General features: G+C 65.8%; 15 protein-coding genes, 1 tRNA gene and 1 other RNA gene. 10 read left to right on the top strand and 7 right to left on the bottom strand.

The genetic code is table 11. The features are described 5' to 3' along the window. Positions 1 to 241 precede the first annotated feature (241 nt). From ACFMRZ_RS21305 to ACFMRZ_RS21320, 4 genes are read left to right on the top strand one after another with little or no spacing between them, the layout of a single operon-like run. Positions 242 to 1,048, top strand: a complete 807-nt coding sequence (locus ACFMRZ_RS21305) for an ABC transporter permease (protein WP_400180477.1) — start codon at positions 242 to 244, stop codon at positions 1,046 to 1,048. Beyond that, positions 1,021 to 1,794: an ABC transporter ATP-binding protein gene (locus ACFMRZ_RS21310; protein WP_400180478.1), complete on the top strand. Its 774-nt coding sequence runs from the start codon at positions 1,021 to 1,023 to the stop codon at positions 1,792 to 1,794. The genes ACFMRZ_RS21305 and ACFMRZ_RS21310 overlap by 28 nt, the downstream gene beginning before the upstream one ends. Further along, positions 1,791 to 2,792 (top strand): ABC transporter substrate-binding protein, encoded by a 1,002-nt coding sequence (locus tag ACFMRZ_RS21315; RefSeq protein WP_400180479.1) that lies wholly within the window; start codon positions 1,791 to 1,793, stop codon positions 2,790 to 2,792. Before ACFMRZ_RS21310 ends, ACFMRZ_RS21315 begins: the two co-directional genes overlap by 4 nt. 14 nt (positions 2,793 to 2,806) lie before the next feature. Continuing rightward, entirely contained in the window at positions 2,807 to 3,961 is a 1,155-nt protein-coding gene (locus ACFMRZ_RS21320; RefSeq protein WP_400180480.1) for an LLM class flavin-dependent oxidoreductase, read from the top strand. Positions 3,962 to 4,442: 481 nt separating this feature from the next. On the opposite strand, the gene ACFMRZ_RS21325 is transcribed toward ACFMRZ_RS21320, so the two are convergent. Beyond that, positions 4,443 to 4,589, bottom strand: coding sequence for a hypothetical protein (locus tag ACFMRZ_RS21325; protein ID WP_400180481.1), 147 nt, complete (start codon positions 4,587 to 4,589; stop codon positions 4,443 to 4,445). 379 nt (positions 4,590 to 4,968) lie between these two features. Here ACFMRZ_RS21325 and ACFMRZ_RS21330 point away from each other — a divergent pair, with 379 nt between their 5' ends. The 3 genes from ACFMRZ_RS21330 to ACFMRZ_RS21340 are packed head-to-tail and all read left to right on the top strand — an operon-like array spanning position 4,969 to position 6,648. After that, a complete protein-coding gene (locus tag ACFMRZ_RS21330) occupies positions 4,969 to 5,304 on the top strand; it encodes a hypothetical protein (RefSeq protein WP_400180482.1) in 336 nt (111 codons plus the stop codon). Next, on the top strand, positions 5,285 to 5,815 hold the full coding sequence (locus ACFMRZ_RS21335) for a DUF6879 family protein (protein WP_400180483.1): 531 nt from the start codon (positions 5,285 to 5,287) through the stop codon (positions 5,813 to 5,815). Before ACFMRZ_RS21330 ends, ACFMRZ_RS21335 begins: the two co-directional genes overlap by 20 nt. Beyond that, positions 5,812 to 6,648 (top strand): helix-turn-helix domain-containing protein, encoded by an 837-nt coding sequence (locus tag ACFMRZ_RS21340; RefSeq protein WP_400180484.1) that lies wholly within the window; start codon positions 5,812 to 5,814, stop codon positions 6,646 to 6,648. Before ACFMRZ_RS21335 ends, ACFMRZ_RS21340 begins: the two co-directional genes overlap by 4 nt. Positions 6,649 to 6,896: 248 nt before the next feature. On the opposite strand, the gene ACFMRZ_RS21345 is transcribed toward ACFMRZ_RS21340, so the two are convergent. Next, entirely contained in the window at positions 6,897 to 7,481 is a 585-nt protein-coding gene (locus ACFMRZ_RS21345; protein ID WP_400180485.1) for an HhH-GPD-type base excision DNA repair protein, read from the bottom strand. Positions 7,482 to 7,721: 240 nt separating this feature from the next. Here ACFMRZ_RS21345 and ACFMRZ_RS21350 point away from each other — a divergent pair, with 240 nt between their 5' ends. Next, positions 7,722 to 8,546, top strand: a complete 825-nt coding sequence (locus ACFMRZ_RS21350) for a methyltransferase domain-containing protein (RefSeq protein ID WP_400180486.1) — start codon at positions 7,722 to 7,724, stop codon at positions 8,544 to 8,546. A gap of 80 nt (positions 8,547 to 8,626) precedes the next feature. Here the strand turns inward: ACFMRZ_RS21350 and ACFMRZ_RS21355 are convergent, their stop codons facing one another. Beyond that, positions 8,627 to 9,913: an aminotransferase class I/II-fold pyridoxal phosphate-dependent enzyme gene (locus ACFMRZ_RS21355; protein WP_400180487.1), complete on the bottom strand. Its 1,287-nt coding sequence runs from the start codon at positions 9,911 to 9,913 to the stop codon at positions 8,627 to 8,629. A 143-nt stretch (positions 9,914 to 10,056) separates the two neighbouring features. Next, positions 10,057 to 10,151, bottom strand: an RNA gene (gene ffs, locus ACFMRZ_RS21360) — signal recognition particle sRNA small type. A gap of 191 nt (positions 10,152 to 10,342) precedes the next feature. On the opposite strand from ffs, the gene ACFMRZ_RS21365 reads away from it, so the two are divergent. Further along, positions 10,343 to 11,389 (top strand): hypothetical protein, encoded by a 1,047-nt coding sequence (locus ACFMRZ_RS21365; protein ID WP_280361274.1) that lies wholly within the window; start codon positions 10,343 to 10,345, stop codon positions 11,387 to 11,389. Between the two features lie 159 nt (positions 11,390 to 11,548). Here the strand turns inward: ACFMRZ_RS21365 and ACFMRZ_RS21370 are convergent. The 3 genes from ACFMRZ_RS21370 to ACFMRZ_RS21380 all read right to left on the bottom strand — a co-directional run bounded on the left by ACFMRZ_RS21370 (position 11,549) and on the right by ACFMRZ_RS21380 (position 13,862). Then, a tRNA-Ser gene (locus tag ACFMRZ_RS21370) sits at positions 11,549 to 11,634 on the bottom strand. Positions 11,635 to 11,696: 62 nt separating this feature from the next. Beyond that, complete coding sequence (locus ACFMRZ_RS21375) at positions 11,697 to 12,386, bottom strand: TIGR03086 family metal-binding protein (RefSeq protein ID WP_400180488.1); 690 nt, start codon at positions 12,384 to 12,386, stop codon at positions 11,697 to 11,699. An 81-nt stretch (positions 12,387 to 12,467) separates the two neighbouring features. Next, positions 12,468 to 13,862, bottom strand: coding sequence for a hypothetical protein (locus ACFMRZ_RS21380; RefSeq protein ID WP_400180489.1), 1,395 nt, complete (start codon positions 13,860 to 13,862; stop codon positions 12,468 to 12,470). A gap of 98 nt (positions 13,863 to 13,960) precedes the next feature. Here ACFMRZ_RS21380 and ACFMRZ_RS21385 point away from each other — a divergent pair, with 98 nt between their 5' ends. Continuing rightward, a complete protein-coding gene (locus ACFMRZ_RS21385; RefSeq protein ID WP_400180490.1) occupies positions 13,961 to 15,580 on the top strand; it encodes a cytochrome bc complex cytochrome b subunit in 1,620 nt (539 codons plus the stop codon). The last annotated feature ends 2 nt before the right edge of the window (positions 15,581 to 15,582 follow it).

Genomic DNA, 15,582 nt, shown 5'->3' on the forward strand with positions numbered 1-15,582 from the left:
GCGGGTCAGCTGCAGTTCGGGATTCATGGGTGGCGGATTCGCCGGAAGTGCCGCGGCGGCCCGGGTAACCTGCTGCGGCTGCCGCCAAGTCTCAGCGAGTTCTCAGCGATTTGTCAGGGCTAAGAACCAGGCAGATTTCAACCGGTGACTTCGCGTCCCGCCGCGGGCACTATCTGAATCTGGGCCGCCGACCGTTCGGCACCGCCGACACAGTCCGCTACCAGTGCACGAGGTTTTCGCGTTGTCATCACTTGCCCTGCGGTCGACGCCGGTCCGGCTCCCGCGATTACCGACCTCGCGGTGGGTGCGTCTGGTCTCGCCCGTATTGATCGTGGTGCTCTGGCAACTTGCCAGCTCCACCGGCGTACTGCCGGAGCGCCTGCTCGCCGCGCCGACCACCGTGGTGGACACCGCCATCGAACTCCTCCGCGACGGCACTCTGACCGAGGCCATCTCGGTCTCGCTGCAGCGGGCGGCCATCGGCTTCGCCATCGGCGCGGTGATCGGTATCGGCCTGGCGGTGATCGCCGGGCTCAGCCTGCTCGGTGAGCACATCGTCGACCCGCCCATGCAGATGCTGCGCACGCTGCCGTTCTACGGCCTGATCCCGCTGCTGATCCTGTGGTTCGGCATCGGTGAGCTGCCCAAGATCGTGCTGGTCGCCTTCGGCGTCGCGATTCCGCTCTACCTCAACACCTTCGCCGGAATTCGCGGCGTGGACGGCAAGCTCGCCGAAGTCGCTCGCGTGCAACAACTGTCGCGGCTCGCGACGATCGGCCACATCGTGCTGCCCGGAGCATTGCCGCAGACGCTGGTCGGGCTGCGGCAGTCGCTCGGGGTGGCGTGGCTCGCGCTGATCGTCGCCGAGCAGGTGAATGCCGATGCGGGCCTGGGCTTTCTGATCAACGACGCCCGGGAGTTCCTGCGCACGGACGTCATCGTGGTCGGGTTGCTGGTCTACAGCGTGCTGGGCCTGCTCACCGATGCCGTGGTCCGGCTGATCGAGAGAAAGGCGCTGGTATGGCGACGCGGATTCTTGGGGAATTGACGGCCGAGGCGGACGCGCCCGCCGCCGAAGCGCCCGTGGTGGCGCGAATCCGCAAGCTGAGCAAGGCTTTCGGCGAGCGAGTCGTGCTCGACGGCCTGGATCTCGACATCGCGCGGGGCGAGTTCGTCGCGTTGCTGGGTCGCAGCGGGACCGGCAAGTCGACACTGCTGCGCGCCCTCGCCGGACTGGACCGGGAACACGACGGCGAACTCACCGTCACCGGTGACGTGGCCGTCGCGTTCCAGGAACCCCGGCTGGTGCCGTGGAAACGCGTGCACGCCAATCTGACTCTGGGGCTGCGGCACCACGACCCGAAGGCCGCCGCGCGGGCGGCGCTGGCCGAGGTCGGGCTCACCGAGCGCACCGACGCCTGGCCCCTGACCCTGTCCGGCGGCGAGGCACAGCGCGCGTCGCTGGCGCGGGCGCTGGTCCGCGATCCGGATCTGCTGCTGCTCGACGAGCCGTTCAGCGCGCTGGACGCGTTGACCCGCATCACTATTCACGCGCTGGTGCTCCAGCTGTGGAACCGGCACCGGCCGGGCGTGCTGCTGGTCACCCACGATGTCGACGAGGCGCTGTTGCTGGCGGACCGCGTGCTGGTGCTCGCGGATGGCCGCATCGCCAACGACATTCGCGTCGATCTCCCGCGGCCGCGCCGCCGCGAGGAGTCCCGATTCGTGACGCTGCGCCGGGGGCTGCTCGGCGATCTCGGCGTCACCGTAGAGGAAACCGAAGGAACCGCATGATCAGCCGCCGACTCTTCGCCGCACTCGCGCTCACCGCTCTCGTCGCGACGGCCTGCGGCACCGACGATGCCGAGGACACCGCCGTCCGGGCCGACGGCAGCGTGGACTTCTCGCAGGTGACGCTGCGGCTCGGCGATCAGAAGGGCACCGGACTGCAGGCGCTGCTGGAATCGGCCGGTGAGTTGAAAACCGTGCCGTACAAGATCGAATGGTCGCAATACACCTCCGGGCCGCCGATGCTGGAGGCGATCAACTCCGGCGCTGTCGATTTCGGCGGCGTGGGGAACTCGCCGCCGATCTTCGCGGCCGCCGCCAAGTCCGCCATCAAGATCGTTTCGGCGTACCGGGCCGGCACGGCGGGGCAGGCGATATTGGTGCCGAAGGATTCGCCGCTGCGGGCGCCCGCGGATCTGAAGGGCAAGAAGATCGCGGTCGCCAAGGGCAGTTCGTCGCATCATCACCTGCTCACGGTGCTCGCCAAGAACGGACTGTCGTTCGACGACATCCAGCCGCAGTATCTGCAGCCCGCCGACGCGCTGGCCGCGTTGAGCACCGGTCGCGTCGACGCCTGGTCGATCTGGGATCCCTACACCGCGCAGGGGCAGGCGCAGACCGGCGCGCGAATCCTGGTGGACGGCAATGGTTATGTGAACGGCGACGCCTTCTTCATCGCGGGATCCAAAGCGCTACAGAGTAAGTCGCGCACGGCGGCCATTCGCGACCTCGTCGGGCGCATCCAGCGCGCCCACGCCTGGGCCGATCAGCACCCCGAACAGTGGGCGCAGACCTGGGGGCAGCTCACCGGACTGCCCACCGAGGTGACGCTGGTGGCCGCGAAACGTGATCCCTACGAGGATCATCCGCTCGACGCCGCGACCATCGATGCCGAACAGCAGGTCGCCGACGCCTTCACCGAGGCGAAATTGATCCCGAACAAGGTGCGGGTCGCCGACTTCGTCGACACCCGCTTCAACGACCTCTTTCCCCCGGCCTCCTGAAGGGAGCAGCACGAATGTCCTTATCGTTCCACTGGTTTCTGCCGACCTACGGCGATTCGCGCAACCTGATCGCGGGCGGGCACGGCACCGCGATGTCCGGCGACCGGCCGGCCTCGCTGCGCTATCTGAACCAGATCGCCGGCGCCGCGGAGGAGAACGGCTTCGAGGCCGTACTCACCCCGACCGGGCTGTGGTGCGAGGACGCGTGGCTGACGACGGCCATGCTGGTGGAGACCACGGAGACGCTCAAGTTCCTGGTGGCCTTCCGGCCCGGCATCGTGAGCCCGACGCTGGCCGCGCAAATGGCGGGCACCTACCAGCGGCATTCGCGCGGGCGACTGCTGCTGAACGTGGTGACCGGCGGCGAGCCGCACGAGCAGCGCGCGTTCGGCGATTTCCTGGACAAGGAGCAGCGCTACCAGCGCACCGGCGAATTCCTGCACGTGGTGCGCGAGCTGTGGCGCTCGCACGATCCGGTCAGCTTCGAGGGTGAACACATCCGGGTCGAGAACGCGCTGCTGAACAATCACCCCGATCCGGTTCCGCCGATCTTCTTCGGCGGCTCCTCCGAGGCCGCCGGACCGGTGGCCGCCCAGTACGCCGACACGTATCTCACTTGGGGCGAACCGCTTTTCGCGGTGAGCAAGAAGCTGGAGTGGATCCGCCGCCTCGCGGTGGACCGCGGCCGCAAGCTCGACTACGGCCTGCGCATCCACGTCATCTCCCGCGACACCTCCGAACAGGCGTGGGCCGAAGCCGACCGGCTGCTCGAGGCGGTCGACCCCGCCGAGATCGAGCGGGTGCAGGCGAGCCTGGCCCGCAGCGAATCCGAGGGCCAGCGCCGCATGCTGGACCTGCACGGCGGCTCCACCGAGCGCCTCGAGATCGCCCCGAACCTGTGGGCGGGCGTGGGCCTGGTCCGCGGCGGCGCCGGCACCGCCCTGGTCGGCTCGCACGAGGAAGTCGCCGAACGCCTCATCGAATACTCCCGCCTCGGCATCAACCACTTCATCCTCTCCGGCTACCCCCACGTCGAAGAGGCCTACTGGTTCGGCGAGGGCGTCCTCCCCATCCTCCAGCGCCGCGGCCTCTGGAAGCCCCCGGCCCAACGCGAAACCCGCGTAACCGGAACCCCTTTCGCCTCATCGGCGGCCGCCAGCAGCAGCTAGGGGTATCGACCGAAACGGCTGTCTCCCGGAACACCCTGGGAGGCAGCCGTTTTCACAAAGTGCTGGCCCTACCCACCGGCATCTTCGCGCTCGACCCGCTCCCGAATCGCCTCGACCGACCTCTCTCGCGGTAACCGCTGCGGCCAGAACACCGCACCGGCCAACACGGCAAGCGGGATACCGATCCCAACGAGCAACCCAGCGTGCCAACCGATCCCACTCACGAGGCCTCCGCCTCGCCACTGCCCTCGTCCTCTCCACTACGCCCGTCGACCTCCAGACGAGCACCGGCGCCCCCGTCCCCATCCCCCGAGTCGCCCTCATACCCACGAAGCTCCAACATCCCACCGGGGAACTCGAAGACCCTTGCCCGCCAGTTCATCTCGACCCCTCCTGTCGTTGGTCAGCATCCGGGACGGCTACACCGGATCCTGATACGACGCTAGGAACGCGCGAACCAACAGCGGCGTCGGCGCACCCTTCAGCCGTCCGCATTCTCCTGCTCGATTCGTTTCCGAATCGCCTGGACAGTCCGGTCCTTCGGTGCACGATCAGGCCAGAACACAGCGACCATGAACACGGTCGCCGGTAGCGCGATCACGACGAACAGGCCGAGGTGCCAGCTCATGACGCCTCCGGTGTCGTCCTGTCGTCCTCTGCCGGTTCGGTTTTGTCTGGCAGGTAGGACTCCATGCAGACCCCGGGACCGTATTCCGGGTCGGCATCCCCATAGTCCTCGACTTCCAGGAAGCCTCCGGGGAACTCGAAAATCCTAGTGCGCCGCTCCATGTCGACCCCTCGTAGTCGTTGGTGGGCGACCCGGGCCGGGACAGCTCCGCCGATCCCGGGTGCCAGCAAACGACGCTAGGAAGCAGCAATAACGCTGGTCTACGAACTTGCATGAGCTTGCTCAGAATCGGGCATTGTTACGCGAAGCTAGCCACTATGAGGGAACATCAGAAACGGCAGTGCAAGCACAAGCACACCACTCGACAGGAGGCAAGATCATGCTTGATGGGCTGAGATTCCTTGGCAAGGGTGGCTCAAAGGTCAACGACTGTCCGACTCTGTACGCCACCGACCACGAAAGCTATGTAATTGTCGGCTGGAAGATCGATATGGCAGGAACAATAGAAATACCACATCTGCTGCTTGGATTCGCGGAAAAGGACACCTTCCTTGACGCAACAATGACCGATACCGGCCGAGGGACCTTCACCCTCGCCGGAGAGCCGATATCTGATCACGATACAATTGAACAGTTGAAGATGGAATCCTACGAGACTGCTATCGAGGTCCCCATGAGTCGAAGGACATACTACGGTGGAATTGAGGCAGCATAATCCGTGGCCAGACCTCTTCCGAGACTGCCGACGGTCGGCATTTCATTTGGAAGTCAGAGACTCATACGCCGTACCCAGCGAATCCGAGCCCTTTCGTCGATTCCTTAAAGGCGAGCCTCGAATTACCGAGCCGGACGAAGCGTGGCGGGAATGGGCGGAACTAATGCGGCAACTGGGACAGCGCGGAGTGACGGTAAGCCGTGTCCGGGTTGTCACTGTACCTCACAGCGACTATCAAAGGTGGCTGCTCAGCGAAACCGTAGACAATATCGACGTAGGCGAAGATATACGCTACTTGCCCCGCCATCTGGCCGGAGAAATACCTACAGATGATTTCTGGCTTTTCGATGATGAACGAGTAGCATTCAATCTTATAGACAAGGAAGGGAAACCGGCAGGAGCAGCAGTAACTGGCGACCCGCACATTGCCGCATACTGTCACAGCGCAAAGGAGCGTCTCTGGAAGCTGGCAACACCATATTCCGAATACGTGGTGAACGCCGGACAGTGACGAACTCGGTGCAGGAAGCGCGGGAAGCTCTCGGTAAACGGCTCCGAGAAGTACGCCGAAGGGCAGGAGTCACCGGCCGGGAGCTTTCGCGGCGCGAAGGATGGCACGAGTCCAAAGTATCTAAAATCGAGTACGGGAAGATAAAGCCGTCTGATGACGATATCCGCGCCTACTGTGCCCACTCAAATGCCGAGGATCAACTAGCAGATCTGTTGGCCACCGTTCACAACATCGACGCTGCATACATCGAATGGCGGCAAGCCCTGGGTGCTGGGATCAAACGAATACAGCAACAAACCCTCAAGCTAGAATCAGAAGCAGGCCACATCCGCAATTGGCAACCCCAGGTGATTACAGGGCTTCTACAAACGGCAGATTATGCAGAAGCGATCCTGAAATACGCCATCGACTTCTACGACATAACCGATGATTTGGATCAAGCTGTATCCAAGAGGATGGAACGTCAGCAAATTCTTTACCGCCGTAATCATAAGTTTCACTTTCTTATCGGCGAACAATCTCTGTACACCACCATCGGCAGTGATGAGGTAATGAGAGGGCAGCTCGATAGACTGCACTCCATGATAGGAATGCCCCGTGTCACCTTGGGAATAGTTCCTAGAGAAGCGGTCGGGCTCGTAGTGGTGGAGAACTTCGTAATGTTCGACAACCGGATGGTGAAGATAGAAGGCCACACGGCAGGAATCACGATTACCCAACCCAGAGAGATTGCGCTCTATGGTCGAGCCTTCGACGTGTTAGCAAAACAGGCCGCGACGGGAGAAGGGGCGAGGGAGCTAATCAGGAAAGCGCTCGAAATTCGGTCTATATGACCAACTGGGCTGCCCAGCTTGGCTAGAGTGGTCCGGGGTGGGTCCGACCGCCCAAGGGACCACAGAGAAGAAACAAGCCCCGATTTCTCCGGGGCCTTGCCATGTTCGGAATCTACTCCCCTGACAAGTACCGATAGGCAGTCGCCCGGGAGCACCCGAGTACAACCCCTGCCCGTGGTTCGGGATCGGGATGTAATGCCGCCTCCGAATCCTGTACGGGTTTTCAGGCTCGCAGCAGCGCCAATGCCTTACTTTCCGGCAGCCTTCGCAGCCGCTTTCATTTCCTTCTTGAAGGCCCGCACTTCGAGCAGTGATTGCTGGTCAACGATGTCAGCCGCCGATCGGCGCGAGCCCTTCTCCGAGTACGTGCCTGCGGCCTTCTCCCACCCCTTCGGCTCCACGCCGAGTTGCTTACCGAGCAGAGCGAGGAATATCCGCGCCTTTTGATCGCCGTAGCCTGGGAGATCCTTCAGCCGACGAAGAACCTCTTTGCCGTCCGGATTACCCTCGGTCCAAATAGCTTCGGTGTTCCCGTCGTAGTGCTCGACCACGTACCGGGCCAACTCCTGGGTCCGGCGAGCCATAGACCGTCCATAGCGATGGATCGCTGGAGGCGTGGCGCACAGGTCTTCGAATGCCTGGGGATCGGCCTCTGCGATCCGATGAATGTCGAAGCCATCCATCCTGTCTGCGATCTTCCTAGGTCCCCGGAAGGCGTGTTCGAGCGGGTATTGCTGATCCAGCAGCATCCCCGTCAGCAGCGCGAAGTTGTCGGTCGACAGCAGCTTGTCCGCCTCCGGATCCTGCGCGAGGCACAGTTTGCGGCTCACCATGCCTCGATCATCGCACCCGGGCCGTCCGAGGTGGTGGCCAACCCGCTACTCGATCGGGTTCGACACGCCGTGCGAGCTGTTACGACAGCGCGGCGCGCCGGAGGTTGCGGGGGACGTGGCGCGGACTCACGTTCGTACCGGCGCGTAGCTTTCCATCGCGCGTAGGGTGTCGGCATGCCTGACACTATGGCTACATCCACAGTGGCAACGGTGCCGAGAGACAGTAGAACGGCAAGACAGATGGCGCCCACACACAGCACCTCGTCCTCCGGTTTGCGGCCGGACCGTTTCGATCGGGACGGCCGGGAGCAGCTCATCGATGTCCGCGACCTACAGGCCGCGCTGCCCGGAATTCGCCGGTTGCGGCGCTGGGCGCACGAAGCTCTGGCCGCGCGGCCCGGTGAGAGCGCCGTCGATATCGGGTCCGGCGCCGGGTCGGAGGTACTCGCGTTCGGCGAGGCGGTCGGGCCCAGCGGGTCGGCCGTCGGCGTGGAACCCGACCCGGAGCTGCTGGCCACGGCCGAGCGCCGCGCCGCCGAGGCGGGGTCGGCGGCCAGGTTCGTCCCCGGCGATGCCTATAACCTTCCGCTGGCAAGCGAGAGCTGTGATGTCGCCCTGTGCGAGCGGGTGTTCCAGCACCTGACCGCCCCGGCCCGTGCCGTCGGCGAGATCGCGCGGGTACTTCGTCCGGGCGGGCGGGTGGTGCTGATGGACAGCGACTGGGGCACGGCCATCGTGCATCCCGGCGATCGTCATGTCGTGCACGAGGTGATCGAGACGCTGATCAGCAGCACCACGGACCCGTTCGCCGGGCGTCGGCTGCCCGGACTGCTCACCCAGGCCGGGCTGGAGGTCGACGACTACGGTTCGCACGCGTTGGTGCAGGATCCCGCGATCGGGGCGGGGGCTCTGGTGGGCCGCGTCTCCGCGATGGCGGTGGCCCGCGGCGCGATCACCGAACAGCAGCGCACCCAATTGCTCGCCGACCTGGACGCGGGCGCCCGTACCGGCGATATCCACCTGTCCGTGACCCTCTTCGCGGTACTCGCCCACAAGCCCGAATAGGGCCATCAACGCTGCCGCCGCTGCGAACCAGCGGCGGCAGCTTCATCCATTTCCGGTACGTCGAACCGGACGACGCGGTCCTACTTGCCGAGGTGCTTTTCCGTGGCGGCCAGCAGGACGCAGGTGGACAGGCCGTGCATCGCGGCTTCCAGATCCGGGAGGGAGGGGAAGCTGGGGGCGATGCGAATGTTCTTGTCCTCCGGGTCTTTTCCGTAGGGGAACGCCGAACCCGCTGGGGTGAGGGCGATACCGGCCTCCTTGGCGAGCTTCACCACCTTGGCGGCGGTGCCCTCCAGGACGTCGAGGCTGACGAAGTAGCCGCCCTTGGGCTCGGTCCAGGACGCCACCTTCGAGGCGCCCAGCCGCTCCTCCAGAATGCGCAGCACCAGTTTGAATTTCGGCTCCAGGACGGCGCGGTGCTTCTGCATGTGCGCGCGCACGCCCTCGGCGTCGCCGAAGAAACGCAGGTGCCGCAGCTGATTGATCTTGTCCGGGCCGATACTCTTCTTCGACAGGTGCTTCAGGTACCACTCCAGATTGGCGGCCGACCCGCCGATGAAACTGACGCCGGATCCGGCGAAGGTGATCTTCGACGTGGAGGCGAAGACGAAGGGCCGGTTCGGGTTTCCGGCGGCCGCCGCCATCCCGAGCACGTCCAGCACCGGCGCGGCGGTGTCGGTCAGCGGGTGCACCGCGTACGCGTTGTCCCAGAACAGCCGGAAGTCCGGAGCCGCGGCGGGCATCGAAACCAGCTCGCGCACAACGTCTTCGGAGAAAGTGACACCGGTCGGGTTGGAGTAGTTGGGCACCGCCCACAGGCCCTTGATCTGCGGATCGGCGGCCACCAGCGCCGCGATGGCCCGCACGTCCGGGCCGTCGTGGTGCATGGCGACCGGGATCATCTCGATACCGAGGGACTGGGTGATCGCGAAATGCCGGTCGTAACCCGGTGCGGGGCAGATGAACTTGACCGGATCGTCCGCCCAGCGCCGCGGCGAATCGGCCGTGCCGTGCAGCATGGCGTAGACGATGACGTCGTGCATCAGCTCCAGGCTGGCGTTGTTGCCGGCCAGCAGGTTCTCGACCGGGATGCCGAGCAGTTCGCCGAAGATGGCGCGCAGCTCCGGAAGTCCGTGCAGCCCGCCGTAATTGCGGCAGTCGGTGCCGGAGGCGTCGCGGAAGTCGCCCTCGCCGGGCAGCGTCAGCAGCTCGGCGGACAGGTCGAGTTGTTCCGGCGACGGCTTACCGCGCGTGATATCCAGCGTGAGCTTCTCGGTCTGGAGCTTCGCGTAGTTCGCGGTCTGCGTCTCGTGTTCGGACACGAGTTCCGCGTGGCTCATCAAACGGATCTGCGTTTGCCGGGGCATCCTGAGCAGCCTTTCAAGCAGCGAGGTACAGGGTTGCGGGCCGGGTGCTTCTGGCCCCGGTCCAGCCGACCACGTTACCCGGCGCGCAAGGTGTGGTGCATACGACTTTCGGAACTTTCGGCCGCCCCCAGGCCGCAGAGAAATTAAGGGGACCCCGCGCACCCGGCAGAGCCCGTTGACCCTTGCTGCCTTCCGGCCCTGGGGGAGTTCACAGGATGCGCGCCGCGCGGGATCCATCGGCAAGTGTAGCGACTGTGCGGCCCGGAGCCGAACCGGCCCCTCGCCACCCGCGTCACCACGGCAAACGCCGCGGCGGGTGGCGGGGTTTGCTGCCCCCACAACTGGCATCGCGACGTAGAGCGCCCGAATCGCTACGATCTGTGCGACATTTCGAGGGGGCTTCCGCGCCACAACCGGAGGATTTGAGCAGTGACAGGCACCAACCCACCGCACGACCGGGATCAGCCGGCGCAGAGCGGGCAATCCAATGAGACACAGTGGTGGTCGACGCCCATGTCGAGCCCGGACAACCCGGTCACCGGCGCGGATCCGACCGTGTACGGCGGCGGACAAGGACCGGTGACGGGCACCGACCCGACCGTGTACGGCGGCGGGCAGGGGCCGGTCACCGGCACCGACCCGACCGTGCTCGGCGCCGGTTTCGACAACTACCTCGGCACGCCGCAGCCGCAGTATCAGCAGCAGAGCCAGCCGCAGTATCCGCAGCAGGCCCAGCCGCAGCCCGGTTATCCGGCGCCGCCGTACGGTGGTACGCCCTACGGGCAGCAGCCTTATCAGGGCGGGTATCCGCCCAAGAAGAGCAATGCGACCCCGTGGATCATCGGCGGTGTGCTGGGCCTGGTCGTGCTCGTCGGCGTGGTCATCGGCATCGTGGCCCTCGCCGCCAAGGACGACGGCGGAGGCGGCGGCAGCGGAGTGCCCGGTACGGACAAGAAGACCGACGGCAACTACTCCATGTCCAACATCAACGACGCGTGCGCGCTGGTCGACACCACGGTGCTGCGCAAGTGGGCGCCCACGCCCGACGGCGCCAACGAGCACACCGAGCGCCAGCCCGACGCCAGCTACGGCGGCGGTTCGCTGGAGTGCCGCGCGTCCTACACCGGCGCCGGCAAATACGGCTCCGACGGCTCGGACCTGGACTTCGAGGCCGATTTCCAGTCGAAGTACGGCACGCCGGGCTTCAACAACTGGAAGGACTACGACACCAAGACCACCGGCAGCGGCCGCACCTCCGGCACCATCGCCGGCCTCGGCCAGGACGCCTACTACGCCGTCTACGAGCAGAACTACTCGAGCTTCGTCAGCACGGACTACACCTGCGCGGTACTGGACTCCAACCTCTCGGCCAAGGTGAAGCTGTCCATCGACTCCTCCTCCCCGATCAACAAGGAAGATGTCGGCACGGTCTGCAAGGAGCAACTGAAGAAGGCCTTGACGGCCCTCCACAAGTAGTCACCACGCGCGCGGCCGGTGGAAATCGGCCGACACGCAGAAGCTCGGCCGCAACGCAGAACCGCCGGTAGAACGCCAGCCAGAACACAGAACCGCCGGTAGAAGCCCAGCCGGAATGCAGAACCGCCGGTAGAAACTTCTTCTACCGGCGGTTCGCTGCGGAGGATGCGGGATTCGAACCCGCGAGGGCTGTTAACCCAACCCGCGTTCCAGGCGAGCGCCATAGGCCACTAGGCGAATCCTCCGCGGAGGAGCATACCGGCCTGGGCGTGTGTGTGTAAAAACGGGCTGTGCCGGAGGGCGGGGATCAGGCGACTGCGGCGGGGACCCAGTGTGGGTTGCGGCCGGTGACGGCGACTATGCGGTCGATCAGGGCGGCGTCGGTGGGCAGGTCGACGGCGGTGCCCCACAGGGCCGGGACGGGGGCGGCGGGGACGAACGCGGTGACGTGGTCGAGGCAGGCGCGCAGAGTCGGTTCGGGGAGCCGGAACGGACGGCCCAGCGCCGCTGCCAGATCCCAGCCGTGCACCACCATCTCGGTGAACGCGATCTTCCCCCACAGTTCATTTGGCAACTCGAGCCCACCCGCCACGGTCGTGCCCACCCAGGCGGCCGGGTTGTCCCAAGCCATCCCCAGCGCCCGCACCTGCGCCGCGACCGCACGCAGGTAGTCGGCGGACGGTACGCAGGCGAGGTCGTTCTCCACGGGACGCACCGCACCTCTCGCAGCAGCCCCGGCTCGGTCACCCGCGCCGTTGGCCGTGCCGCGCGGCCCTGCAGCGGCTACATCGGTCGGACCGTCACCCGCGGGATCGGTTGCGCTTCGTGAGGCGACACCACCCGCGAGTTCTGTTGCACCCCAGGCTGTCTCAGCGATGTGTTCGACGAGGTTTCTGACGGTGTACTCGGTGCACGGCGTGGGAAAGCAGAGCTGAAAGCCGGAGATGCCCTCGAGCAGGTCGCTCATGGTGTGGCAGGCCGGTTTCAGGTCGATCATGATGTTCTCCCTCCTGGTTCGGCACGATCCGGGTACGCGCGCCCGAGAGGTAGACCGGCCGGGATGCGCGAATTCATCGGTCTAGCGCGCCGACCGCAACGCGTCGACCACCTCGGTCAACGCCGCGTCGAGCAGGCTCGCGTAGTTGTCCACAGCTGTGACGGCCGCGGGGTCGGCGTGTATCGACACCGTCACCGTTTCGCCGAGTCCGTGCACACCGTGGGTCAGATGCATGACGGTCCCCAAAGCCGGGAAACCGCCGGTGAATCGGACCCGGCCACCGCCTAGCGTCAGGTCGGCCGGACCACGGTTCACGCTGGAGACGACCGTGTGCCCGGAGAGGGTCTCGGGCACCAGATCCATTGGGTAGGTGGCGATATCGCGACGCAGCACGGGCGCGGGCAGCACATCGGTGACCCGGTCCTGAACCGCGAGCAGCGGATGCGCGGCGCGAACACGGCGCAGGGCGAGGTCGGCGGCGATGCGGTCGGCGCGGCGGCACGGATCGGTTTCCGCGCCGTGCAGTTCGATGCCGACATCGTGGTAGTTGTTGCGCGCGTGCGGATTTCGTCCCGCACGAGCCATCGAGACCTGTGCGGCGAGTGCGGCGGCCGGTTCGCCCCGGGATTCGAGATACCGGGTCAGCGCCGCCCCGATCGCCGTCAGCACCACCACGGTGACGGTGCGGCCGGGGACGTGCAGATCGTCCCGGACCAGCATGCGCACCGCGTGCGCGGCCGGTGGCGGCAGCCGATTGAGCAGCGTGGGCGGGTAGTCCGCCACGGGCGGCGGCACCTCACCGCGCTCGGTGATTTCCGCCAGTTCGCGACGCGCCCGCTCGGCCGCGATACCCCGAACCACCGTGCGCCCCAGCGCAACCGGAAGCAGTGCCAGCGAACCGACCTCTTCCGCAATTCCTTTCACCCGATAGGCATCCACATCTATCCCCAGCCTGTCGCGAACGTGTGTGCCGGTCCCATCCGAGCGGGCAGGTGTGGGCTCCGCACTTTCCCCCGCCTCCGTGAACAGTGCGCGGGCAATGGTCGCGGCACGGCGGCCGTCGGCCAGCGCGTGTGAGAGTTGCAGGACCGCCACCAGCGCGGGTTCATCGCCGCCCGGTGCGCCGAGTACGCCGCGAAACAGGTGCAAGCGCCATGGGCAGCCCGCGGCGTCTACCCCCTGTGGAAGCAGATCACCCAGTGCCGCAACGGTATTCGTCCATGTCGCGACGGTGCGGACATGGTCGACGATCGGGGTATCACCGAACTCGGCCGGAACCCACGCCGGATAGGCGAACCGACGCTCCCGCACCCGCACCGACAGGTCGGCGATGCGTCGGGATCGCTCGGCCAACGCCGCGCGCAGGACATCGGGCGGCAGTCCGGTATCGGTGAAGCAGTACAGCAGGAACAGGTCGTTGCACGTCCGGCGGGACAACCAGTACCTGGTCGCGTCCTGGGGCGTCAGCGCATCCACGCCGCAGACGATATCGGGCGAAGCCATGGATCGGCCCGGACGGAAGTGCTACCGTCTGTAGTAGAAGATCAGTTCTCTCCCTGGGTGGGGTGATCGCCATGGCGACTCAGCAAGGCGCCCTCGGCCGCCGCATTGCCGCGCAAGCCGATTCCGCCGATCAGCGATACCGAGCGGCCAATTTCGTCAAGAGATCCATCAACAAGGTCTTCCCGACGCACTGGTCGTTCCTGCTCGGTGAGATCGCCCTGTACAGCTTCATCATTCTGCTGCTGTCGGGGGTGTACCTGACGCTGTTCTTCGACCCCTCGATGACGGAGGTCGTCTACAACGGCACGTACCAGCCGTTGCGCGGGGTGACCATGTCGCGCGCCTACGAATCGGCGCTGCAGATCACCTTCGACGTGCGCGGCGGGCTGTTCGTCCGGCAGGTACACCATTGGGCCGCACTGCTTTTCACGGCGTCGATGATCGTGCACCTGTGCCGGATCTTCTTCACCGGCGCGTTCCGCAAACCGCGCGAGGCGAACTGGGTGATCGGCTCCATTCTGCTGATCATCGCGATGTTCGAGGGCTTCTTCGGCTACTCGCTGCCCGACGACCTGCTCTCGGGCACCGGCCTGCGCGCCGCGTTCGCGGGCATCACCATGAGCATCCCGGTGATCGGCACCTGGACACACTGGCTGATGTTCGGCGGCGACTTCCCGGGCGACATCATCATTCCGCGCCTGTACATCGCGCACGTGCTGCTGTTCCCCGGCATCATGCTGGCCCTGATCGCCGCCCACATCGCGCTGGTCTGGTACCAGAAGCACACTCAGTATCCCGGCCCGGCGCGCACCGAGAAGAATGTCGTCGGCACGCGCATCGTGCCGGTGTTCTCGCTGGATCAGGGCGCGTTCTTCATGTTCACGCTGGGCGTGCTCGCGATCATGGGCGGCGTGCTGCAGATCAATCCGATCTGGAACCTGGGGCCCTACAACCCTTCTCAGGTGTCGGCCGGCACCCAGCCCGACTTCTATCTGATGTGGACCGACGGCTTCCTGCGGCTGTTCCCGGCGTGGGAGCTGTATATCTTCGGGCACACGGTGCCGGGCGCGTTCTCGGTGGCGATCCTCATGCCGCTGATCTTCGGCGCGCTCATCGCCTACCCGTGGATCGAGAAGCGGCTCACCAAGGACTACGCGCGCCACAACCTGCTGCAGCGCCCCCGCGACGTCCCCGTGCGCACCGCGATCGGCGCCATGTCGCTGGCCTTCTACGTGACCCTCACCCTGGCCTGCGTCAACGACATCATCGCGTTCCAGTTCGACATCTCCCTCAACGCGACGACCTGGTTCTTCCGCATCGCCCTGCTGCTCGCGCCGCCGCTGGCCTACCTCGCGGCCTACCGGCTGTGCCTGGCCCTGCAGCGCAGCGACCGCAGCGTGCTCGAGCACGGCATCGAGACCGGCGTGGTCCGGCGGCTGCCGCACGGCGAGTACATCGAGATCCATCAGCCGCTCGGGCCGGTCGACGAGCACGGGCACCCGATCCCGCTGCCGTACCAGGGCGCACCCGTGCCGAAGAAGATGAATCGGCTGGGCCTGTCCGGCAAACCCGGCAGCGGCACCTTCTTCCGCGCGGATCCGCCGCCGGAGATCGAGCAGTTGCGCGCCACCGAGCACGACCAGGAGCGCGAACAGCTGGCGGTGCTGCGGCGGCATCAGGAGAACGAGTAGTC

The sequence above is a fragment of the Nocardia sp. N2S4-5 genome (assembly GCF_044628355.1).
GTDB lineage: Bacteria > Actinomycetota > Actinomycetes > Mycobacteriales > Mycobacteriaceae > Nocardia > Nocardia wallacei_B.

What these genes read in the sequence shown, in the direction of transcription:
- ACFMRZ_RS21310 (WP_400180478.1), top strand. Translation starts at nt 1,021, where the DNA reads ATGGCGACGCGGATTCTTGGGGAATTGACGGCCGAGGCGGACGCGCCC.
- ACFMRZ_RS21345 (WP_400180485.1), bottom strand. Translation starts at nt 7,481, where the DNA reads ATGGTGAGCCGCAAACTGTGCCTCGCGCAGGATCCGGAGGCGGACAAG.
- ACFMRZ_RS21325 (WP_400180481.1), bottom strand. Translation starts at nt 4,589, where the DNA reads ATGAGCTGGCACCTCGGCCTGTTCGTCGTGATCGCGCTACCGGCGACC.
- ACFMRZ_RS21350 (WP_400180486.1), top strand. Translation starts at nt 7,722, where the DNA reads ATGGCGCCCACACACAGCACCTCGTCCTCCGGTTTGCGGCCGGACCGT.
- ACFMRZ_RS21375 (WP_400180488.1), bottom strand. Translation starts at nt 12,386, where the DNA reads ATGATCGACCTGAAACCGGCCTGCCACACCATGAGCGACCTGCTCGAG.
- ACFMRZ_RS21385 (WP_400180490.1), top strand. Translation starts at nt 13,961, where the DNA reads ATGGCGACTCAGCAAGGCGCCCTCGGCCGCCGCATTGCCGCGCAAGCC.
- ACFMRZ_RS21315 (WP_400180479.1), top strand. Translation starts at nt 1,791, where the DNA reads ATGATCAGCCGCCGACTCTTCGCCGCACTCGCGCTCACCGCTCTCGTC.
- ACFMRZ_RS21355 (WP_400180487.1), bottom strand. Translation starts at nt 9,913, where the DNA reads ATGCCCCGGCAAACGCAGATCCGTTTGATGAGCCACGCGGAACTCGTG.
- ACFMRZ_RS21330 (WP_400180482.1), top strand. Translation starts at nt 4,969, where the DNA reads ATGCTTGATGGGCTGAGATTCCTTGGCAAGGGTGGCTCAAAGGTCAAC.
- ACFMRZ_RS21320 (WP_400180480.1), top strand. Translation starts at nt 2,807, where the DNA reads ATGTCCTTATCGTTCCACTGGTTTCTGCCGACCTACGGCGATTCGCGC.